17 protein-coding genes and 1 tRNA gene are annotated in these 14,784 nt (G+C 48.4%); 9 read left to right on the top strand and 9 right to left on the bottom strand.

Features of this window, described 5'->3' with window-relative positions; all coding sequences use genetic code 11:
* Nucleotides 1-29 precede the first annotated feature (29 nt).
* From SPIRS_RS01625 to SPIRS_RS01635, 3 genes are read left to right on the top strand one after another with little or no spacing between them, the layout of a single operon-like run.
* Nucleotides 30-791, top strand: coding sequence for a Nif3-like dinuclear metal center hexameric protein (locus SPIRS_RS01625; protein ID WP_013252942.1), 762 nt, complete (start codon nucleotides 30-32; stop codon nucleotides 789-791).
* Complete coding sequence (lspA, locus tag SPIRS_RS01630; protein ID WP_013252943.1) at nucleotides 791-1,288, top strand: signal peptidase II; 498 nt, start codon at nucleotides 791-793, stop codon at nucleotides 1,286-1,288. Before SPIRS_RS01625 ends, lspA begins: the two co-directional genes overlap by 1 nt.
* Entirely contained in the window at nucleotides 1,285-1,560 is a 276-nt protein-coding gene (locus SPIRS_RS01635; RefSeq protein WP_013252944.1) for a hypothetical protein, read from the top strand. The genes lspA and SPIRS_RS01635 overlap by 4 nt, the downstream gene beginning before the upstream one ends.
* 9 nt (nucleotides 1,561-1,569) lie before the next feature.
* Here SPIRS_RS01635 and SPIRS_RS01640 read toward each other — a convergent pair whose 3' ends face one another.
* The 6 genes from SPIRS_RS01640 to SPIRS_RS01665 form a co-directional block, all read right to left on the bottom strand.
* Nucleotides 1,570-3,210 (bottom strand): hypothetical protein, encoded by a 1,641-nt coding sequence (locus SPIRS_RS01640; protein ID WP_013252945.1) that lies wholly within the window; start codon nucleotides 3,208-3,210, stop codon nucleotides 1,570-1,572.
* Between the two features lie 29 nt (nucleotides 3,211-3,239).
* A tRNA-Ala gene (locus SPIRS_RS01645) sits at nucleotides 3,240-3,313 on the bottom strand.
* A 62-nt stretch (nucleotides 3,314-3,375) separates the two neighbouring features.
* Nucleotides 3,376-4,638: a POTRA domain-containing protein gene (locus tag SPIRS_RS01650; RefSeq protein WP_013252946.1), complete on the bottom strand. Its 1,263-nt coding sequence runs from the start codon at nucleotides 4,636-4,638 to the stop codon at nucleotides 3,376-3,378.
* A gap of 120 nt (nucleotides 4,639-4,758) precedes the next feature.
* Nucleotides 4,759-5,400 (bottom strand): peroxiredoxin, encoded by a 642-nt coding sequence (locus tag SPIRS_RS01655; RefSeq protein ID WP_013252947.1) that lies wholly within the window; start codon nucleotides 5,398-5,400, stop codon nucleotides 4,759-4,761.
* Between the two features lie 68 nt (nucleotides 5,401-5,468).
* Nucleotides 5,469-5,897 (bottom strand): Fur family transcriptional regulator, encoded by a 429-nt coding sequence (locus tag SPIRS_RS01660; protein WP_013252948.1) that lies wholly within the window; start codon nucleotides 5,895-5,897, stop codon nucleotides 5,469-5,471.
* Nucleotides 5,898-5,932: 35 nt separating this feature from the next.
* Entirely contained in the window at nucleotides 5,933-6,355 is a 423-nt protein-coding gene (locus tag SPIRS_RS01665) for a hypothetical protein (protein ID WP_245537667.1), read from the bottom strand.
* Between the two features lie 93 nt (nucleotides 6,356-6,448).
* On the opposite strand from SPIRS_RS01665, the gene SPIRS_RS01670 reads away from it, so the two are divergent.
* From SPIRS_RS01670 to SPIRS_RS01685, 4 genes are read left to right on the top strand one after another with little or no spacing between them, the layout of a single operon-like run.
* A complete protein-coding gene (locus SPIRS_RS01670) occupies nucleotides 6,449-7,696 on the top strand; it encodes a 1-acyl-sn-glycerol-3-phosphate acyltransferase (protein ID WP_013252950.1) in 1,248 nt (415 codons plus the stop codon).
* A 26-nt stretch (nucleotides 7,697-7,722) separates the two neighbouring features.
* Nucleotides 7,723-9,114, top strand: a complete 1,392-nt coding sequence (gene hydA / locus SPIRS_RS01675; RefSeq protein ID WP_013252951.1) for a dihydropyrimidinase — start codon at nucleotides 7,723-7,725, stop codon at nucleotides 9,112-9,114.
* A 21-nt stretch (nucleotides 9,115-9,135) separates the two neighbouring features.
* Complete coding sequence (locus tag SPIRS_RS01680; RefSeq protein ID WP_013252952.1) at nucleotides 9,136-9,882, top strand: tetratricopeptide repeat protein; 747 nt, start codon at nucleotides 9,136-9,138, stop codon at nucleotides 9,880-9,882.
* Nucleotides 9,879-11,306, top strand: coding sequence for a hypothetical protein (locus tag SPIRS_RS01685; RefSeq protein WP_013252953.1), 1,428 nt, complete (start codon nucleotides 9,879-9,881; stop codon nucleotides 11,304-11,306). The genes SPIRS_RS01680 and SPIRS_RS01685 overlap by 4 nt, the downstream gene beginning before the upstream one ends.
* Here the strand turns inward: SPIRS_RS01685 and SPIRS_RS01690 are convergent.
* The gene (locus SPIRS_RS01690) at nucleotides 11,291-12,481 is read right to left on the bottom strand and encodes a CapA family protein (protein WP_245537668.1); all 1,191 of its coding nucleotides are present in this window, start codon (nucleotides 12,479-12,481) and stop codon (nucleotides 11,291-11,293) included. The two genes, SPIRS_RS01685 and SPIRS_RS01690, sit on opposite strands and share 16 nt — an antisense overlap.
* Nucleotides 12,482-12,546: 65 nt before the next feature.
* On the opposite strand from SPIRS_RS01690, the gene SPIRS_RS01695 reads away from it, so the two are divergent.
* Together SPIRS_RS01695 and SPIRS_RS01700 are read left to right on the top strand one after the other, a co-directional pair.
* Nucleotides 12,547-12,735: a hypothetical protein gene (locus SPIRS_RS01695; protein WP_013252955.1), complete on the top strand. Its 189-nt coding sequence runs from the start codon at nucleotides 12,547-12,549 to the stop codon at nucleotides 12,733-12,735.
* Nucleotides 12,710-13,006: a hypothetical protein gene (locus SPIRS_RS01700; RefSeq protein ID WP_013252956.1), complete on the top strand. Its 297-nt coding sequence runs from the start codon at nucleotides 12,710-12,712 to the stop codon at nucleotides 13,004-13,006. Before SPIRS_RS01695 ends, SPIRS_RS01700 begins: the two co-directional genes overlap by 26 nt.
* Nucleotides 13,007-13,009: 3 nt before the next feature.
* Here SPIRS_RS01700 and SPIRS_RS01705 read toward each other — a convergent pair whose 3' ends face one another.
* Both SPIRS_RS01705 and SPIRS_RS01710 read right to left on the bottom strand, forming a co-directional pair.
* Nucleotides 13,010-13,810 (bottom strand): TrmB family transcriptional regulator, encoded by an 801-nt coding sequence (locus tag SPIRS_RS01705; protein ID WP_013252957.1) that lies wholly within the window; start codon nucleotides 13,808-13,810, stop codon nucleotides 13,010-13,012.
* A gap of 106 nt (nucleotides 13,811-13,916) precedes the next feature.
* Complete coding sequence (locus tag SPIRS_RS01710; protein WP_013252958.1) at nucleotides 13,917-14,750, bottom strand: Cof-type HAD-IIB family hydrolase; 834 nt, start codon at nucleotides 14,748-14,750, stop codon at nucleotides 13,917-13,919.
* Nucleotides 14,751-14,784 lie beyond the last annotated feature (34 nt).

Here is a 14,784-nt window from a genome sequence, read left to right on the forward strand (position 1 = left end):
GCGAGAGGGGCGAGGCGTATAATAGATGCATGACAGTCAGTGAACTTGATGCCTATTTTCGCTCGATTCTTGCTATCGATGATCTTGCCGGAGTCGATTACTCCCTCAATGGTCTGCAGGTCGGACGCTTCGACATGCCGGTGCGAAAGGTCGCCTTTGCCGTTGATGCCTGCGAAGAGAGTATCCTCCGGACAAAAGATATCGGCGCGCAGATGCTCTTCGTACATCACGGCCTTTTTTGGGGAAAGGAACAGAGTATAACCGGTTCTCATTATCGCCGCATTGCCGCTTTGATCGAGAATGATATTGCCCTGTATGCGGCACATTTGCCTCTCGACATGCACGAAACATACGGCAATAATGCGGGCCTTGCCAAACAGCTTGGTTTGAAAGATATAGAACCCTTTGGTGTGTTTCGAAGAGTTCGAATCGGCTGTGCCGGTCGTTTTGAAACACCCCAAACCATCGATGATGTTCTTGCCCTGTTGGAAATGGATAGGGAAGAGCTCCTGGGAGTTCTCGCTTTTGGCCCTGAAAAGATTTCTTCTGTGGCCATTATTTCGGGTGGTGCGGACAAAGATGTAGAGCAGGCGATTGAAAAGGGTGTCGATCTCTATCTCACAGGAGAGCTGAGCCATCAGGTTTATCATTTGTGCCAGGAATCGGGTATCAATCTCATTGCTGCCGGTCATTATCGAACCGAGGTGTATGGTGTTCAATTGATGGCGGGCAAGTTGGAAGCGGATACCGGGATTGAAACCTGCTTTATCGATCTTCCGACGGGGCTGTAATGGAGAAGCCGTATCGCCCATTTTTTCTCACCGCGGCCATCATTCTGCTGGATCAGCTCACAAAATGGTTGATTGTTTCTCTTGTTCCCTATCATACCGTTGCACGGAGTTTCGGCGGAGATTTTTTGCGTATCATTCATACGCGTAATCTTGCGGTGGCCTTTAGTCTTGGAAACGGATTTCCACAGCCGGTCAAGCTTTTCTTATTTATTTTGGTGCCTCTCATCGCCCTTGTTGCAATTTCCGTCTATCTTGTGAAAGGTCGGGACCTTTCCTCTTTCCAGCGTTGGGTGCTTGCCGCTATTGTCGGCGGGGGGGCGGGGAATATCATTGATAGGATTTTTCGTCCCGAGGGGGTTGTCGATTTTATCGATGTTAAATTTTATGGACTTTTCGGGCTCGATCGTTGGCCTACCTTTAATGTCGCAGATTCTACGGTTGTGGTAGCAGGCATCGCCCTTCTTATCTCGTTTTTTCTGGAGGAAAGAAAGCAATGAACAAGAAAGCCAATACCGTGATTTTTATACTCGCCGCATCATTTCTCAATATTGTCATTATGATTGTTCTCATGCTGGGGCTTTTTGCCCTTGCTTCTTTACTTTTACCTGCCGATACTGGTGCCGGTCTTGGACAGTTTATTTTTCTCCTTATTTTTGCTGCGTCGGTGGGCGGGAGTTTTTTTATCTACCACAAGTTGGTCGGTTTTATCTCGAAAAAAATAGATATGGAAAAATATTTCCATCCCATCTTTCGGAGCCGTAAGCGCTAGCTTTTGGGATCAATAGCCGTCTGAGATGGAGCGGTTTATATCTTTTTTGTATAGTTCGTTGTAAACATAGCCGCGTTTACGAAGTTCTTCTTTAAGTTCCTGAGGGAAAGGCATATTGCGCCAGAAAATGCCGCGAACCTCCCGGTCGAGTTTCTGGGTTCCTTCGCTCTCTTTGGTAATCCAGAGGATATAATCCTGTATGAAATATTCCTTCACATCTCCGCGAATTTTCTGCGCAATAAACCATTGGTAGTAATGACCGGTAAGCCCCTCTTCCATCCAATAATGCTGGGCTTTTTCCTTTGCAACCTGCCAACGTAGATCGGCAATGGCGCTGAGCACCGCCGTTCTGAGATCCTTAGGGTACATGGGGAGAGCAATTCTTCCGCGGCTTGTCGCACGGTTGTAACGGTCGAAAGGTTCCCAGCAAATTCCCTTGTCCCCATAACAGGGAACGAGGACGATATAGGGTACGATTCGGTTTGTCTGTCGTTTAAAGGTCCTGAGAAAAACACCGGGATCAAGGTGTTCGATCGAGGTCATTTCGGCAATGATATTTTCTCTGGTACCTATCTCACGAATAGAGGGCTTAAGATACTGTTTCATAAGTATGGGAAAATGGTTACCCTGCCGCCCCACACACATCTTCGCCATTTGACGAACGGTGTTAAACTCTTCCTGCAGTGTTCTGCTGTCGACAGCGGAAAAGTTCCCTGACTTTCCGGCTTTTGACAAAAGCTCTTCCAGCTGATTATCCGCAGTTTCCAGATCACGGAAAAAGAGGGATATCTCTTTGTCCATTGCCTGGAGCCTTCGAACCGTTTGCATGATTTCTCCGAGGCAGCTTCTCTGACTTGCCTCGTAAGGGAGTTTGACCTGCGGAAATCGTTCATGCTGAGGATGGTGCATGACATCGTTCATTTTTGCAAGGATGAGTTTCTCGGCACTTTCGATTTCTATCATTTTCGACCGAATCAAGCCAATCTGGACTTCTTTGTGGCCTCGGGCTTTTTCAATTTGACCGGTGAGGCGCTGCCCCTGATTTTGCTGTTTTGCCTTTACCTCGTCGGTCGCCGAGGCCGAAATGGCTCCGATGGCGATCTTTTTGAGCCATTCGTCGATATAATAGACTGGTTCATTGGTCTGGTTTTCGGGGATGATTCTGGCAATCATCTCCCGCTGTTCTTTCGAAACAATGGTAGGTATTAAAAAACCGTACCGAAACATGTACTTCTTTTGCTCGGGGAGATGGCCATGTATTCTTGCCGCAATCGAAGCGGCAACATTCCAATAGGCGGGGATCAACTTTTGCCGATAGAGTGATTTATCTTTGACGTCCGTTGCATTAAGGAATTTAGAAAGAAGGGAATGAAGGCGCTTAGCATCCTCCCCTTCGCCGGATAGGACGATCTTATAGAACGATGCCTCCGAAAAGTAAGGAAGCGGTTTATCTGATTGAAATTTTGTTATGGGCGTGAAGGTCGTCTTATTGAGATCAACCTGTTCTACCTCAACCGTCTGTTCGCTTATTTGACCTTCGTCGAAGAGATCGGAAAAATCCGGAGTGGTATCGGAAGAGCCCTGGGGCTCCATCCCCATGAGTTCCGCAATTTCTGGGTCGATGTCTCCCGAAAAAATGTTATCACTCAAAACATTTTCCTGATAAAAAAAGAAGGTTATGGAGGTGGTGGGAATCGAACCCATGACCTCGTGAATGCCATTCACGCGCTCTAGCCAACTGAGCTACACCCCCAGAGATGACAAAAGCATAGCCGGAACAATCTATCATGTCAAGATAGCTCTTATCGCCAGCTTTTATCGTCCCATACCGATGGAAAAAGAGAAGAAAGAAACATCTTCCGGAATATTCCAGCCGATATTAAACTGAAGAGCAGGGAAGACAATTTTGTTCAGGTAGAGTCGAATTCCACCTCCCGGCCCGTAGAAGCGTGTGTAATGATTCCGCTCCTGTGGAGTGTAGGTTCCGCCGTCAAAGAAGAATGCCATGGTTCCTGTTCCCCATGGAAAAGAGAGAAGCGAGAATTCAGCTGTAACGGAACCTGCCATGTATTGCCAGCCCACGCTGTCTCCCGACGGAAGGACCCTGAAGCCATCCCCATTCAAGGTGTTCAACAGTGCGGTCGGAGCGGTGGAGTCCCCCCCTCTCGCTTCGAATTTAAGCAGATGCTTCCCCGCAAAAGGGAGGGTATAGGCAATATTTAGCTCTGTTTCGGTGAATAAAGGTGATCCATTTTCATAAAAATCATAGCCGACATCGAAAGAGACGTTTGCCCAAAGTCCCTTTTCGAAAAATTCTAAATAATAAAGATCCTTCCAGCTCAGCGAGAGGCCAATACCGATCATCTGGGCCGAGTCCACGTCACCATCTTCGACAAATGTACTGTCGTACTTCACCTGAATTCCGGGCTGCAAGCGTGCGTCGGTTCGTGTTTCCAGCCCGCCGTTTATACGAAACCCCTGACTGGTAAAAGAACGGATGCTGGTCTTGTCTTGAAGTAGGTCTTCCCTTTCGGTTTTTCCACCTCCGGCAAAGAAGATCAGCGTCGACGTTCCATCCGACAGTGACGGATCGATATACCCGATAGTGGCATTCAGACTTTCGTTTAGCGTATAAAAGGCCGCGCCGATGAATTGACGCCGTAAGCCGAGGAAATTTGCTTCAAACAGCGTTGCGCCGAACATCAGCGAGTCGCCATTTGAGGCAACCACGGGGATGGCGACAACAGAGAGCTTTTCTTCAACCACCAGTTCTATGTCGACCTCTGGTCCCTCCTGGTTGTAGTGAAACTGAATTTTCGAGAAAAGATTGGTTTGCTTGAGCCGCTGCTGCGATTGCTCCACATCTTCCTTACGCAAAGGATCTCCGAGGCGGATACTTATCAAGGGCAGAATAGCTGAACGACGGGTTTTTTCAAGGCCTGTGATGGTAATGGATCTGACGGTAAGAGGTTCTTTGCTTTGGGGAAACACTGTTTCTCCTTCGTTGTAGGAAAACAGTGGACTAAGGGCTGTAACAAAGAGGCATAATCCGAGTGAAATGGTTGCTAATAGTCTCATAGACTCTACTATAGATTGTTGTCGTGAAAAAAACAGCTGAGTGTCATGATAGCTTTGTGAAGAAATATAAAAAAAGCCGAACGAAGATATACGCTTCGTTCGGCAGCCATGGGAATGGCGTTAAAGCTTCTTATGGCAGAACCACCAATCAAAGCCTTCGTGTTCTGAAAGTCGTGTCTCCGCACTCTTTTCATCGGCAGGGGGGTGAATAATGACTCGATCTCCGATCAGTTCGTTCTCGGGCCAACCTGCTGGTATGGCTACATTATTTTTATCCGCAACCTGGAGTGCTCGGACTGCACGGAGTACCTCGTCCATATTTCTACCGATTTCCTGAGGGTAGTAGAGAACCAGTCGGACGATTCCTTTGGGATCGACGATAAATACCGCTCGGACGGTGTTGGTTCCTTTCCCGGGATGGATCATGCCCAATTGCTGTGCAACAAGCCCTCTGTCGTCGGCAATGACGGGGAAGGGAATTTTTACCTCAAGTTTTTCATTGATCCACTGAATCCATTTGATGTGGCTGAATACCTGGTCGATCGAAAGCCCTATAAGATCACAATCGAGCTTTGCAAATTGGTCGGCCCGTTTTGCAAAGGCAACGAATTCCGTCGTACAAACCGGAGTAAAATCCGCGGGATGGCTGAACAAGACAAACCATCGCCCCTTGTAGTCGCCCGGAAGGGATTTCCTGCCGTGCGTTGTCTGAACTTCAAGTTCGGGAAAAGCCTCGCCAATGAGGGGAAATGAATGCTCCATACTAATTACCTCCAAAGTTTAAATAATAATCGGAACGATTACTAATAATAACCGAAATAAAAGAATTGTCAAGCCTTTTGTACAAGATCTTTCTCTCCTTGCCGTTCGGCTTCCTTACAATGCATGCAGATACCATGAAAATCCAATTCGTGTGCGGTAACGGTATGCCCCGTCGCTTGTGCCACCTTTTCTTCAAGCGAAAGATCAACGTTAAGAGGCAAATCGTAAATCCTTCCGCATTTGTCACAGATAAAATGATAATGGGGTTCTACCGTCGCATCAAATCGGTCGAAAGTGCTTCCCCGTCCCAGCCTTCGGACCATCCCCTGCTGTTCCAATATACCGAGATTTCTGTAAACGGTACCGAAACTGAGATTAGGGAAATCGGGACGTAGCGCTTCATACAGTTCTTGGGCCGTAGGATGCGTATCAGTCGAGAGCAGATACTGATAAAGGGCGTTGCGTTGTTTGCTGTTTCGATATAGCGCCTTATTCATAATCGTTACTACTATGAATAATAGTGATCCTACTTCTATCTGTCAAGGGCTTGAATATAGTCCCAGGAAACGGAAAAAGAGCCCCGAGCCTTTTCTCCGACAACCAAAAGTCGATAATTACCTTTTTGTGTCGCTATACATCGGTATTCGGCCGGACCGTTGTCGATACGTTTGATAAGTTTACCTTCTGGATCGAAAATTTCAAGACGCAAGGTTCCTGCTTTTTCCGTCTCTTCCCATCGAATCATCAGTTCGTCGCCAGGCAATAATCCCACTTTGCGTTCTTTTTCGTCGGAGAAGCGATAAAATCGCGCCTCCATGGTCGCAGGTCTGTCAGATGACATATAAAGAAAACGACCGTCTCCCTGCAGAAGTTTCAGACCAATTACAATAACAAGGACGGGTATGGCGATGATGATCGTCTTCAGGTTTTTTTTGTTCATGAGCCATTCAACCATGGACGATTTCATCGGTCAAGGTGCGATTGAAAGTAGTTGCGACCCTGCTGCTTCTTTTTTACAATGTGAGTATCTCTTCCGTAAGGATCATAGATGCCTAACATCAATAAGAAACAAAGACATAAAACTATCACGCCAAGTCCCTTTTTTATCAAAGTCATAAAGCCTTTTCTTCATTGGCTTCTTCCGAGGCTTTATACCATCCAGGTTATCCGTTCGAAGGAGTTGAACGCGATCCATCCCCCCTATATCATTGTCGGAAATCATGTAAATTTCTGGGATCCCTTCCTGCTGGGGCTCTATATCAAAGAGGTGCCCCAGTTCGTTACTTCGGATAACATCTTTCGCACACGCCTTTTTGGGGTTATCATGAAGCTGTTCGGTTCCATCCCGAAGTCGAAATTTATGAGTGATGCGGCAACTGTAGCCCAAATCGTGAGGATCATCAAAGGCGGGGGCGTGATCGGTATCTTTCCCGAGGGACGTAGAACTTGGGATGGTCGTAGCCTTGAGCATGTTCCTCAGGTTTCCAAACTGATTCAGCGATTGGCCATCCCTGTCGTAGGGGTAAGAGTCAAGGGTGCTTTTCTCGCCCGTCCCCGATGGGCGAGAAAAAGAAGCAAAGGGCTCGTTGAGTTGGAATACTTTTCTCTCTTTTCTGGTGAAGAGTTGAAGGGCCTTGGTTGGGAAGAGGTAAAACAGCTTATGGAAAAACAACTTTTCCATGACGATGTTGCCTGGGCTAGAGAAAAAGAACTCCGGTTTGTTGGTAAACGGCGTGCGGAATATGTTGAAAAACTCTTATACCTCTGCCCCTCCTGTGAAGGGGTTGCTACCCTTGTTTCCCATGATAATACCGTCGAATGTTCTTCCTGTGGCTATGCCTTTACCTATGACGAAACAGGAGAGCTTGGACCTGTCACCGGTCCTCTTCGTTTTTCGGAATTGGGTGATTGGAACGATTGGCAACAGAAAAGGCTCATCGAACGAATATGTGAACTTCCCGACGGTGAACAAATTTTTATGGAAGAGGGGCCTGCCATGCTTCTCACCGGCTATCGGGCACAGCGTTTGAAAAAGCTCAAAACGGGTCGTGCTCTCTTTTCCAGAGATACACTCTATTTTCGGACTACCCTACGTGAGGGGTTTTCCTTTCCCGTTAATGAACTTGAAGCCGTCAATGTACAGGACAAGGAAAAACTCGAATTTTACCATAAAGGAATGCTCTTTCGTCTCAATTTTGTTAGTAGCCGAGCCTCCGCCCTTCTTTGGTACAGGGCGATTACCGGGGTTCAGGAGTGCCTTGCTTCCGGAAATCTTCTTTCGTCCGATAAGTCCTGATGTCTTAAAGTTATTGGGGGGTACGTATGTATGATGTGGTAATCAAAAATGGCACGGTTGTTAATAGCTGGGGTATGATCGAGGCCGATGTCGCCGTCTCTTCCGAGACGATCGTCGCCGTTGGTCTCGGCCTTTCCGGCAAACGGGAAATTGATGCCGGTGGTAAATTGGTTATCCCCGGTGCGGTGGATACCCATGTTCATCTCTCACTCGATCTCGGGGGAGGCCTGATTTCTTCCGATGACTTTTTCACCGGTACCCGTGCGGCAGCCTTCGGCGGTACCACTACGGTTGTTCCCTTTGTTCATCCGGAGTCTGGGGAGACTATGGAATCGGCTTTTCGCAGACGGCAGAATGAGGCTGAGGGGGATGTCGTTGTCGATTATGGCTGGCACATGAACATCGGCCCCGATGCTTTCAAAGAACTGGGAGGTCTCCAAGCGGCAGTTAATCGAGTAAAATCTCTTGGTATCGTCACCTTCAAACTTTATATGGCCTATGGTTATCGGCTCTCCGACAGCCAACTCTTTCAGGCAATGGAGGCTGTCGGCCGTGCAGGAGGGCTGTCGGTAGTTCATGCCGAAAATTGGGACTTGATTTCCTTTTTGGTCGAACGTGCGGTACATGCCGGTGAACACCATCCCCGTTGGCATGAAACGTGTCGTCCTTCTTCCTTTGAAGCTGAGGCAGTCTCGAAGGTTGCGGCGATTGCCGCTTACCTCTCCTTTCCTGCGGAAATCTTTCATGTCGGAAATCGTGCTGTTTCCAAGACCATTGAGGATGCCCGTAAAAAAAATATCCCCCTATTCGGAGAGACCTGCCCGCAATATCTTTTTCTCACCACCGATGCCTTTGACCGTGAGGGCGTCGAAGGGGCATATCCCGTTTGTTCTCCTCCGATACGCCCGGAGGCCGACCGCACCGCCATGTGGGACGCTTTATCTTCAGGCGCGTTGCAGATTGTATCGACCGATCACTGTCCCTTCTTGGCTGAAGAGAAAGAGAAGGGATTGGAAACCGGCTTTCAGAAGATCCCCGGAGGGGTTCCATCCATCGAAATGCGGCTGTCTGCTCTCTATAGTGAGGGGGTTCGTAGCGGGCACATATCACCTGAACAATGGATCGATGTGTGCTGTACCACTCCGGCCCGGCTCCACGGCTTTGACCGAAAAGGCGATATTGCTCCGGGGAAAGATGCCGATATCGTAATCTTCGATCCTGAGAAAGAGCATTACCTGACGGCAGAAACCCTTCATGAGCGCTGTGGATGGACCCCGTATGAGGGAATGAAACTGGTTGGAAAGGTCGAAAGCACCCTCCTTCGGGGGCGTACTGTTGTTGATAACGGAAGCTTTGTCGGCGCCGCAGGAATGGGGAAATATATCAGCCGCAGCGGTATTGACGCCCGCCTTCACTGAGGTCATGATGTAGCGGTGGAAATGGATTTTCGGGAAGATAGACCGGAGATCGATGCGCTGCTGGAAGAGGCCGACGAGGCTTTCGATAAGGGTGAATTCGATATGGCGGTGAGACGGTACAGTGATGTCCTGCGTATCGATTTCGAGCATGTAGGTGCCCTCATGAATCGGGGAGCCGCATATCACAGCCTTGGCCAGTATGAGAAGGCGCTTGAAGATGATCTCAGGGCCCTTGAATACGATACGGAAGACGAGAAGCTTTTTTTCAATACGGGACTTGTTCTCAATGCTCTGGAACGAAACGATGAGTCGCTTGAATACTACGATCAGGCGCTCCGTCTTCGTTTCGACTACGGATTGGCCTATTACGCCCGTGCCAATACCCTTGCGTATCTTGATCGCCACGAAGAAGCGGTGGAGGACTACGCTAAGGCGGACCGTTTCGGAGTGGAATATGACGATATCTACCGTTTTTGGGGCCTGAGCTGTGAAAAATGTGGTCGTTATCAGGATGCTGCTAACCTTTATGAGCGGGCGATGGATGAGGTGCATGACGAATCCGTACTCTGTCGTATCGGTTATTGTTTTTGGATGATGGGTGATTATCGTGCTGCGGAAGGTTTTCTCCATCGTGCGATCGGTATTGATTTTGGAGAGGGGGATGCTTGCATAACATTGCTTGCCCTCTACAGCGAGCAGAAACGCTTTTCCGAACGTGATGCTGTTCTCCGGATGCTTTCGGGATCTGAGGATGGGATGTCGTCATGACCTTCGGTCCCGATCTTCTTATTCGTTGTCCCGGCTGTAGGAATATCTACATCAGAAATTCCGTTGGTTCGGAAAATAGTCTTGGTGCCCGCTATTGGTCTGATGGATGGAACGATGCCCCCATGATGCCAATTCCTCCCCTTGTGGCTTGGTGTGAATGGTGCCATACCTGGTTTTTTATTGAGGATGCTGAACCGCTTGTTGAGCTGCCCTTTGGAACAGAGCCTGGCGAGCATAAGGTTATCCCTGTCTCGGATAGTCTCGACGTTGAAGCCTATCGCTCTGTGCTAAAGCAATCCTGGTCCAAAGAGCGTGAGATCCTTTTGCGTATTCGTCTCATGTGGGGCTACAACCATATGCTTCGGCAGGATCGTTACCGAAAAGATCCCGCTACTGTGGAAAGCCACGACAATTTGGAGCGTCTGGCCGATCTTCTGGACCCCAATCGGGACCTGCTCATGCTTGCGGAGGTTCACAGGGAGTTGGGAGAGTTTCCCCGCGCAAAGGAATTTGCCATCGCCGTTATCGAGGCTGAGAGCGAGGAGTTGAACAGGACCTGGGCGATGCGCATCATCCGGGAATCGGAGCGGCGCAATATTTTCCCTGTTCAGCTGAACGACGACGAACTATTCTATCATGAGAATCTTTTGTTTCCCGAATGTATCGATGCCGGCTATTATCCCCTCCCAGAATGGGAGGATGTCTTTGCTTTTGCCGATGAGAAGAAAATGGAGCTTACCCACCCCTTTGTCTCGGTTCATTTTTCCCTCGTTGGCTTGCAGGGAGATGGATGGGCCACCTTTTTTGAAGATGGACATAGCAGTTGGCACTATCGTTATGATCGACTATTTACCCAGGAGGAGTGGCGCTTTTTCCTCTCGCTTTCCGAGGGGGCCCGAAACGAATTGATTGATTTCTGGGAGATGAAAAGTTATCAGTGCGACCAATTTAATCAATATGAGTTGAATTTTTATTATCGCACCCTTTTTCGTCTTCATTATGGTTATAGACAGCCCCTGGAAAAGGAGCTGTACGACGCTCATTTCCGCAAGTATCGCAAGGCCTGGGCCGGGATTCGTGCATCTCTTAGCCTTGAAGAGGGGGCTCCCGAGGAGCTTTTGCTTTACTGGCGCTTTTTCTGGGAAAGTTTTACAGGACGATGCAAGCTTAGTCAGATAAAAGCCGAACTCGTGGACAAGATGTCGTCGGACCTTGCCGAAGCGCAGAAGCTGGTGAACCGACGGCGAGATTTTCTCCTGAATCACATTGATACCTTTGAGTTCGGTGATGAGATATCAGATGCCTCGCCTCGTTATATCGGACGGATACCCGGTGAATTTTTCGAAAAGGCCCTGCCCGGAATGTGTTCACTCTATTTTGATGAAGAAGAAAGCCGTTTCGAGCAGTATCACGACGAGGGCTGATCAGGGCGAAGGAACCACGAGAGGAGTCGCTTCCGTTCCCGATAAAAATCTTTCCATGCTTTCGGAACACCTTCGTCACCGATGATCTTATCGTAGGGACGAACTATCATACCCTTTACAGGATCCCGATAGTTAAAGGCAAGATACGGGGTTATGCTCCGGGGAATTGCCTTCTTCCCCGGCTCTTTTGTAAAGGTGATATTCAGAAGACAGGAATCACCTGTCGCATTTTTCTCATTTTTATAGTCGTCGGGGTCGATATTCCAGGTCTGTCCGCTGATGAAATTACCCATGGAATAGATGAGAACTGCCGTGGTTCCATCTTTTTTCGTAAAGCGCTCCCAGGGTTGGAGCACATGACTGTGGTTGCCCCAGACCACATCCGCTCCCGCTTCGGCAAGCTCCCTGAAAAATACCTTTTTTCGTTCGAGAGGCGTGTTACTGTATTCGGCTCCATCGTGTACAGCAACGACTAAAATTTGATAGAGGGGCCTGATGGTACGGATATAGTCCGAGAACGCTCTTCTTAGGGCCTCATTTCGATAATAATCGGTCAGGTAAATCAATTCGTGACCGCTCCATACATTGATAAAGCTTGTAATACTGATAAAGCCGATGGTCCAATTACCAGCCTTGACCGTGGTGGGGGTGATGGGTGAACGTTGATGCATCCTGAGGCCTGAGTAGGCAATGCCCTCTTCCGCTGCCAACTTTCGCATGAGTTCGAGGGTCGCGATTATACCGGGGGCTTCCTGGTCGGCACTGTGATTATTTGCTAGAGCAAAGATGTCGAAACCGGCATCTACGGCCGCTTGCACGTAATCTTGGTGAACATTAAACCTTGGAAAGCTTGTATAGGGGGCTTTTTCATACACAGGTGTTTCGAGATTTATAAAGGCCAGATCGGCATGTTCAATGGCCGGCTTCATTTCTTGATAGATGTCGGTGTAATCTGCCATGTTGAAATTGACGTTGTGTGCCATAAGGTCCCCGGCGAAAAGGAGCGTGATACTTTCAGGAGGGGCCATCCTCTCCTGTGGCGGTGGAAGATGAGGGGCTTTATGACCGTACTCTGTCAAAATGATGGTCGCCCCGTTGATAAGGACAAGTGCGGTGAAAATAGCTGCAATTCGGCCGATGATACGCATCACTCCTCCTGCCGTTGCTGATATCATATTTGATTTCTCCGCTTTATTTTACTATTTTTACTACAGATATCAATGTGTCGGGAGGTGTCTATATGGGACAAAAGGCATATCAGTGTGAGGATTGCGGTAATGAAGTGATCGTTGATGATGTTAATGCGATTCCGGAATGCTGTGGAAAAGCGATGAAAGAAATCCCTTTGGATGAGTGTATCAAGGCCTCGAATCCGGAGAGCGCTCGTTCATGGGAGGTTGAGGATGCGTGTGACGACGGGGTCCATTAAGCTTTTCCTGCTTGTTGCCATTGCGGCCCTGTTACTGACCGGCTGTTTGCCGGGAGACGGAAGTTATAGTGCCGATAGGCCTGCAGGTATTTTCTCAGGGATATGGCACGGTTGGATCGCCCCGATTTCCTTGGTTATTTCGATTTTCAAGGATCGAATTGCCATCTACGAGCCGAACAATACCGGTTTCTGGTATGATTTTGGCTTTTATGCGGCAATTCTTGGAGGATTCGGAGGCTTTTCTCTTGCGAGAAAAAAACGTCGGGAGTAGGCATTAGGAAAATTTCTTCCTGAGTCTGGTAAGATTTTTTCCGAAAAGCCGGTCGATCTGGTCGCCGAAGTGGTGGTGTAGCTCCGCAAGGTAGAAGTCGTGAGAGATATAACTCTGGATCGACTGAACAAGTCCCCTGTTTTTCGTCCAGACAATCTGGCAGGGGAGTTGTCCTCCGAGCGTGCCGGTGATACACCAGGTTGAGTCGACGGTACAATCGAGGGTGTGACCCAGCTCCGAATAGGAATCCATGTTTTCGGTTTCGTGGAGATAGACCTCTCCAAAGCTCGGTTTTTCTTCACCATACAGCAGCATGTAAACCTTAACACCCTGTTTTTCCGCCTTTCGTAATACCCTTTCAAAGGCGCCCAGTTCTTCCTGCCAGATACCGATATAAATCGTCGATTTTGCTCGACCGATTAGATCCTTTGCAAGCTCTATTGCCTTTGATCGGTTGGGAAGATTCCAGACCGGATCGAAATCTGAAATGAAATTTCCCGAAGTAAGTCGTTTTTCAAGCTCGTCGGTGAACACTTCATACTCACGCCGCAGCTTTTCAATAAGTTCCCCGGGAGAGAGCGGGCTGAAGAGTTCCGGCTTTGTCCCGCTGCTTGCCGCAAGTCCCTGCTTTATCAGTCTGCGGGTGACATCGTAGACACGGCTGTGCGGTACACCGGAATTCTGGCTGATGGTATAGGCACTTGCCGGATGTTCTGCCAACAGCGAAAGATAGACTTTTGCTTCATATTCGGTGAATCCCATCTCCTTGAAATAGGAAAGAGTCTCTTCGATATCAGATTTCATGATGTTCTCCTAGCCTTGAGTTATAGTATTTCAGCGGGGATGGTGTCAAGAAATCCTTTTTTCGTATAATCACTACTATAGTGGTGATTATACGCTGTGGTCACGATTACGGATGGCGGTGTAAAATAAAATGTTCAACTGCTTCGGCAACCCCGTTTTCTTCGTTTGTTTTTCGAGTAACGTAGGTGGCCTCTGCTTTCACTGCCTCGTTTCCATTCACCATGACAACGCCGATGCCTGCCCATTGAATCATTGCCAGGTCGTTACACGAATCGCCAATGGCCATGACCTCCTCCCTGGCAATTCCCAAACTCTGTGCAAGATAGGCAAGTGCCTGGCCCTTATCCGCATCCTTTGGCAACATTTCGAGGAAAAAGGGTTTTGAAGTGAAAATCGTTAGGGTATCACCGAACATCTCGGTAAGCTCTGCCTGTACCTTTTCAAGTACTTTGGGATCTCCTGGAACCACCATCTTTACCGGAGGCTCTTCGGCCAGTGTCTTTGCAAAATCCGGTACGATTTTTTTTGTCAAACCAGATAAGGAGCAGTCGATGTCTGTCCAACTGTTATCTCTGTCGACATAGACAGATCTGCCCCGGTAAATTTCGGTTGGAAAATTTCTTGTTTTGACAGCCTCATAGATTTGCTGTGCAAGAACGGGTTCTATTGTTTTGCGAGATACCAATTCTCCCGTATCACTTCTGGTGATGGTTCCACCGTTGTTGCTGATAAGATATCCGGGGCGGGCTGTCATCCCCAATTCATCTGCATAGTGATGCATTGCCTCGAATACTCTGCCCGATGCAAGCAACACCGTAACTCCTGCCTCTTCAGCTTTAATAAGAGCTTGTTTGTTGTCGTTGCTGATGGTTAAATCTTCTCGTAACAGCGTATCGTCGAGGTCGACTGCGAGAAGGCGAACCGCTGATTGTGCATTCATGTAAGGCAGTATACCAATCGTCTCCTGCTTGTAA

Origin of the sequence: Sediminispirochaeta smaragdinae DSM 11293 (assembly GCF_000143985.1) — a bacterium.
Taxonomy (GTDB): domain Bacteria; phylum Spirochaetota; class Spirochaetia; order DSM-16054; family Sediminispirochaetaceae; genus Sediminispirochaeta; species Sediminispirochaeta smaragdinae.

What these genes read in the sequence shown, in the direction of transcription:
- SPIRS_RS01625 (WP_013252942.1), top strand. Translation starts at nt 30, where the DNA reads ATGACAGTCAGTGAACTTGATGCCTATTTTCGCTCGATTCTTGCTATC.
- lspA (WP_013252943.1), top strand. Translation starts at nt 791, where the DNA reads ATGGAGAAGCCGTATCGCCCATTTTTTCTCACCGCGGCCATCATTCTG.
- SPIRS_RS01635 (WP_013252944.1), top strand. Translation starts at nt 1,285, where the DNA reads ATGAACAAGAAAGCCAATACCGTGATTTTTATACTCGCCGCATCATTT.
- SPIRS_RS01650 (WP_013252946.1), bottom strand. Translation starts at nt 4,638, where the DNA reads ATGAGACTATTAGCAACCATTTCACTCGGATTATGCCTCTTTGTTACA.
- SPIRS_RS01655 (WP_013252947.1), bottom strand. Translation starts at nt 5,400, where the DNA reads ATGGAGCATTCATTTCCCCTCATTGGCGAGGCTTTTCCCGAACTTGAA.
- SPIRS_RS01660 (WP_013252948.1), bottom strand. Translation starts at nt 5,897, where the DNA reads ATGAATAAGGCGCTATATCGAAACAGCAAACAACGCAACGCCCTTTAT.
- SPIRS_RS01665 (WP_245537667.1), bottom strand. Translation starts at nt 6,355, where the DNA reads ATGGTTGAATGGCTCATGAACAAAAAAAACCTGAAGACGATCATCATC.
- SPIRS_RS01670 (WP_013252950.1), top strand. Translation starts at nt 6,449, where the DNA reads ATGCCTAACATCAATAAGAAACAAAGACATAAAACTATCACGCCAAGT.
- hydA (WP_013252951.1), top strand. Translation starts at nt 7,723, where the DNA reads ATGTATGATGTGGTAATCAAAAATGGCACGGTTGTTAATAGCTGGGGT.
- SPIRS_RS01680 (WP_013252952.1), top strand. Translation starts at nt 9,136, where the DNA reads ATGGATTTTCGGGAAGATAGACCGGAGATCGATGCGCTGCTGGAAGAG.
- SPIRS_RS01685 (WP_013252953.1), top strand. Translation starts at nt 9,879, where the DNA reads ATGACCTTCGGTCCCGATCTTCTTATTCGTTGTCCCGGCTGTAGGAAT.
- SPIRS_RS01690 (WP_245537668.1), bottom strand. Translation starts at nt 12,481, where the DNA reads ATGATATCAGCAACGGCAGGAGGAGTGATGCGTATCATCGGCCGAATT.
- SPIRS_RS01695 (WP_013252955.1), top strand. Translation starts at nt 12,547, where the DNA reads ATGGGACAAAAGGCATATCAGTGTGAGGATTGCGGTAATGAAGTGATC.
- SPIRS_RS01700 (WP_013252956.1), top strand. Translation starts at nt 12,710, where the DNA reads ATGCGTGTGACGACGGGGTCCATTAAGCTTTTCCTGCTTGTTGCCATT.
- SPIRS_RS01705 (WP_013252957.1), bottom strand. Translation starts at nt 13,810, where the DNA reads ATGAAATCTGATATCGAAGAGACTCTTTCCTATTTCAAGGAGATGGGA.
- SPIRS_RS01710 (WP_013252958.1), bottom strand. Translation starts at nt 14,750, where the DNA reads ATGAATGCACAATCAGCGGTTCGCCTTCTCGCAGTCGACCTCGACGAT.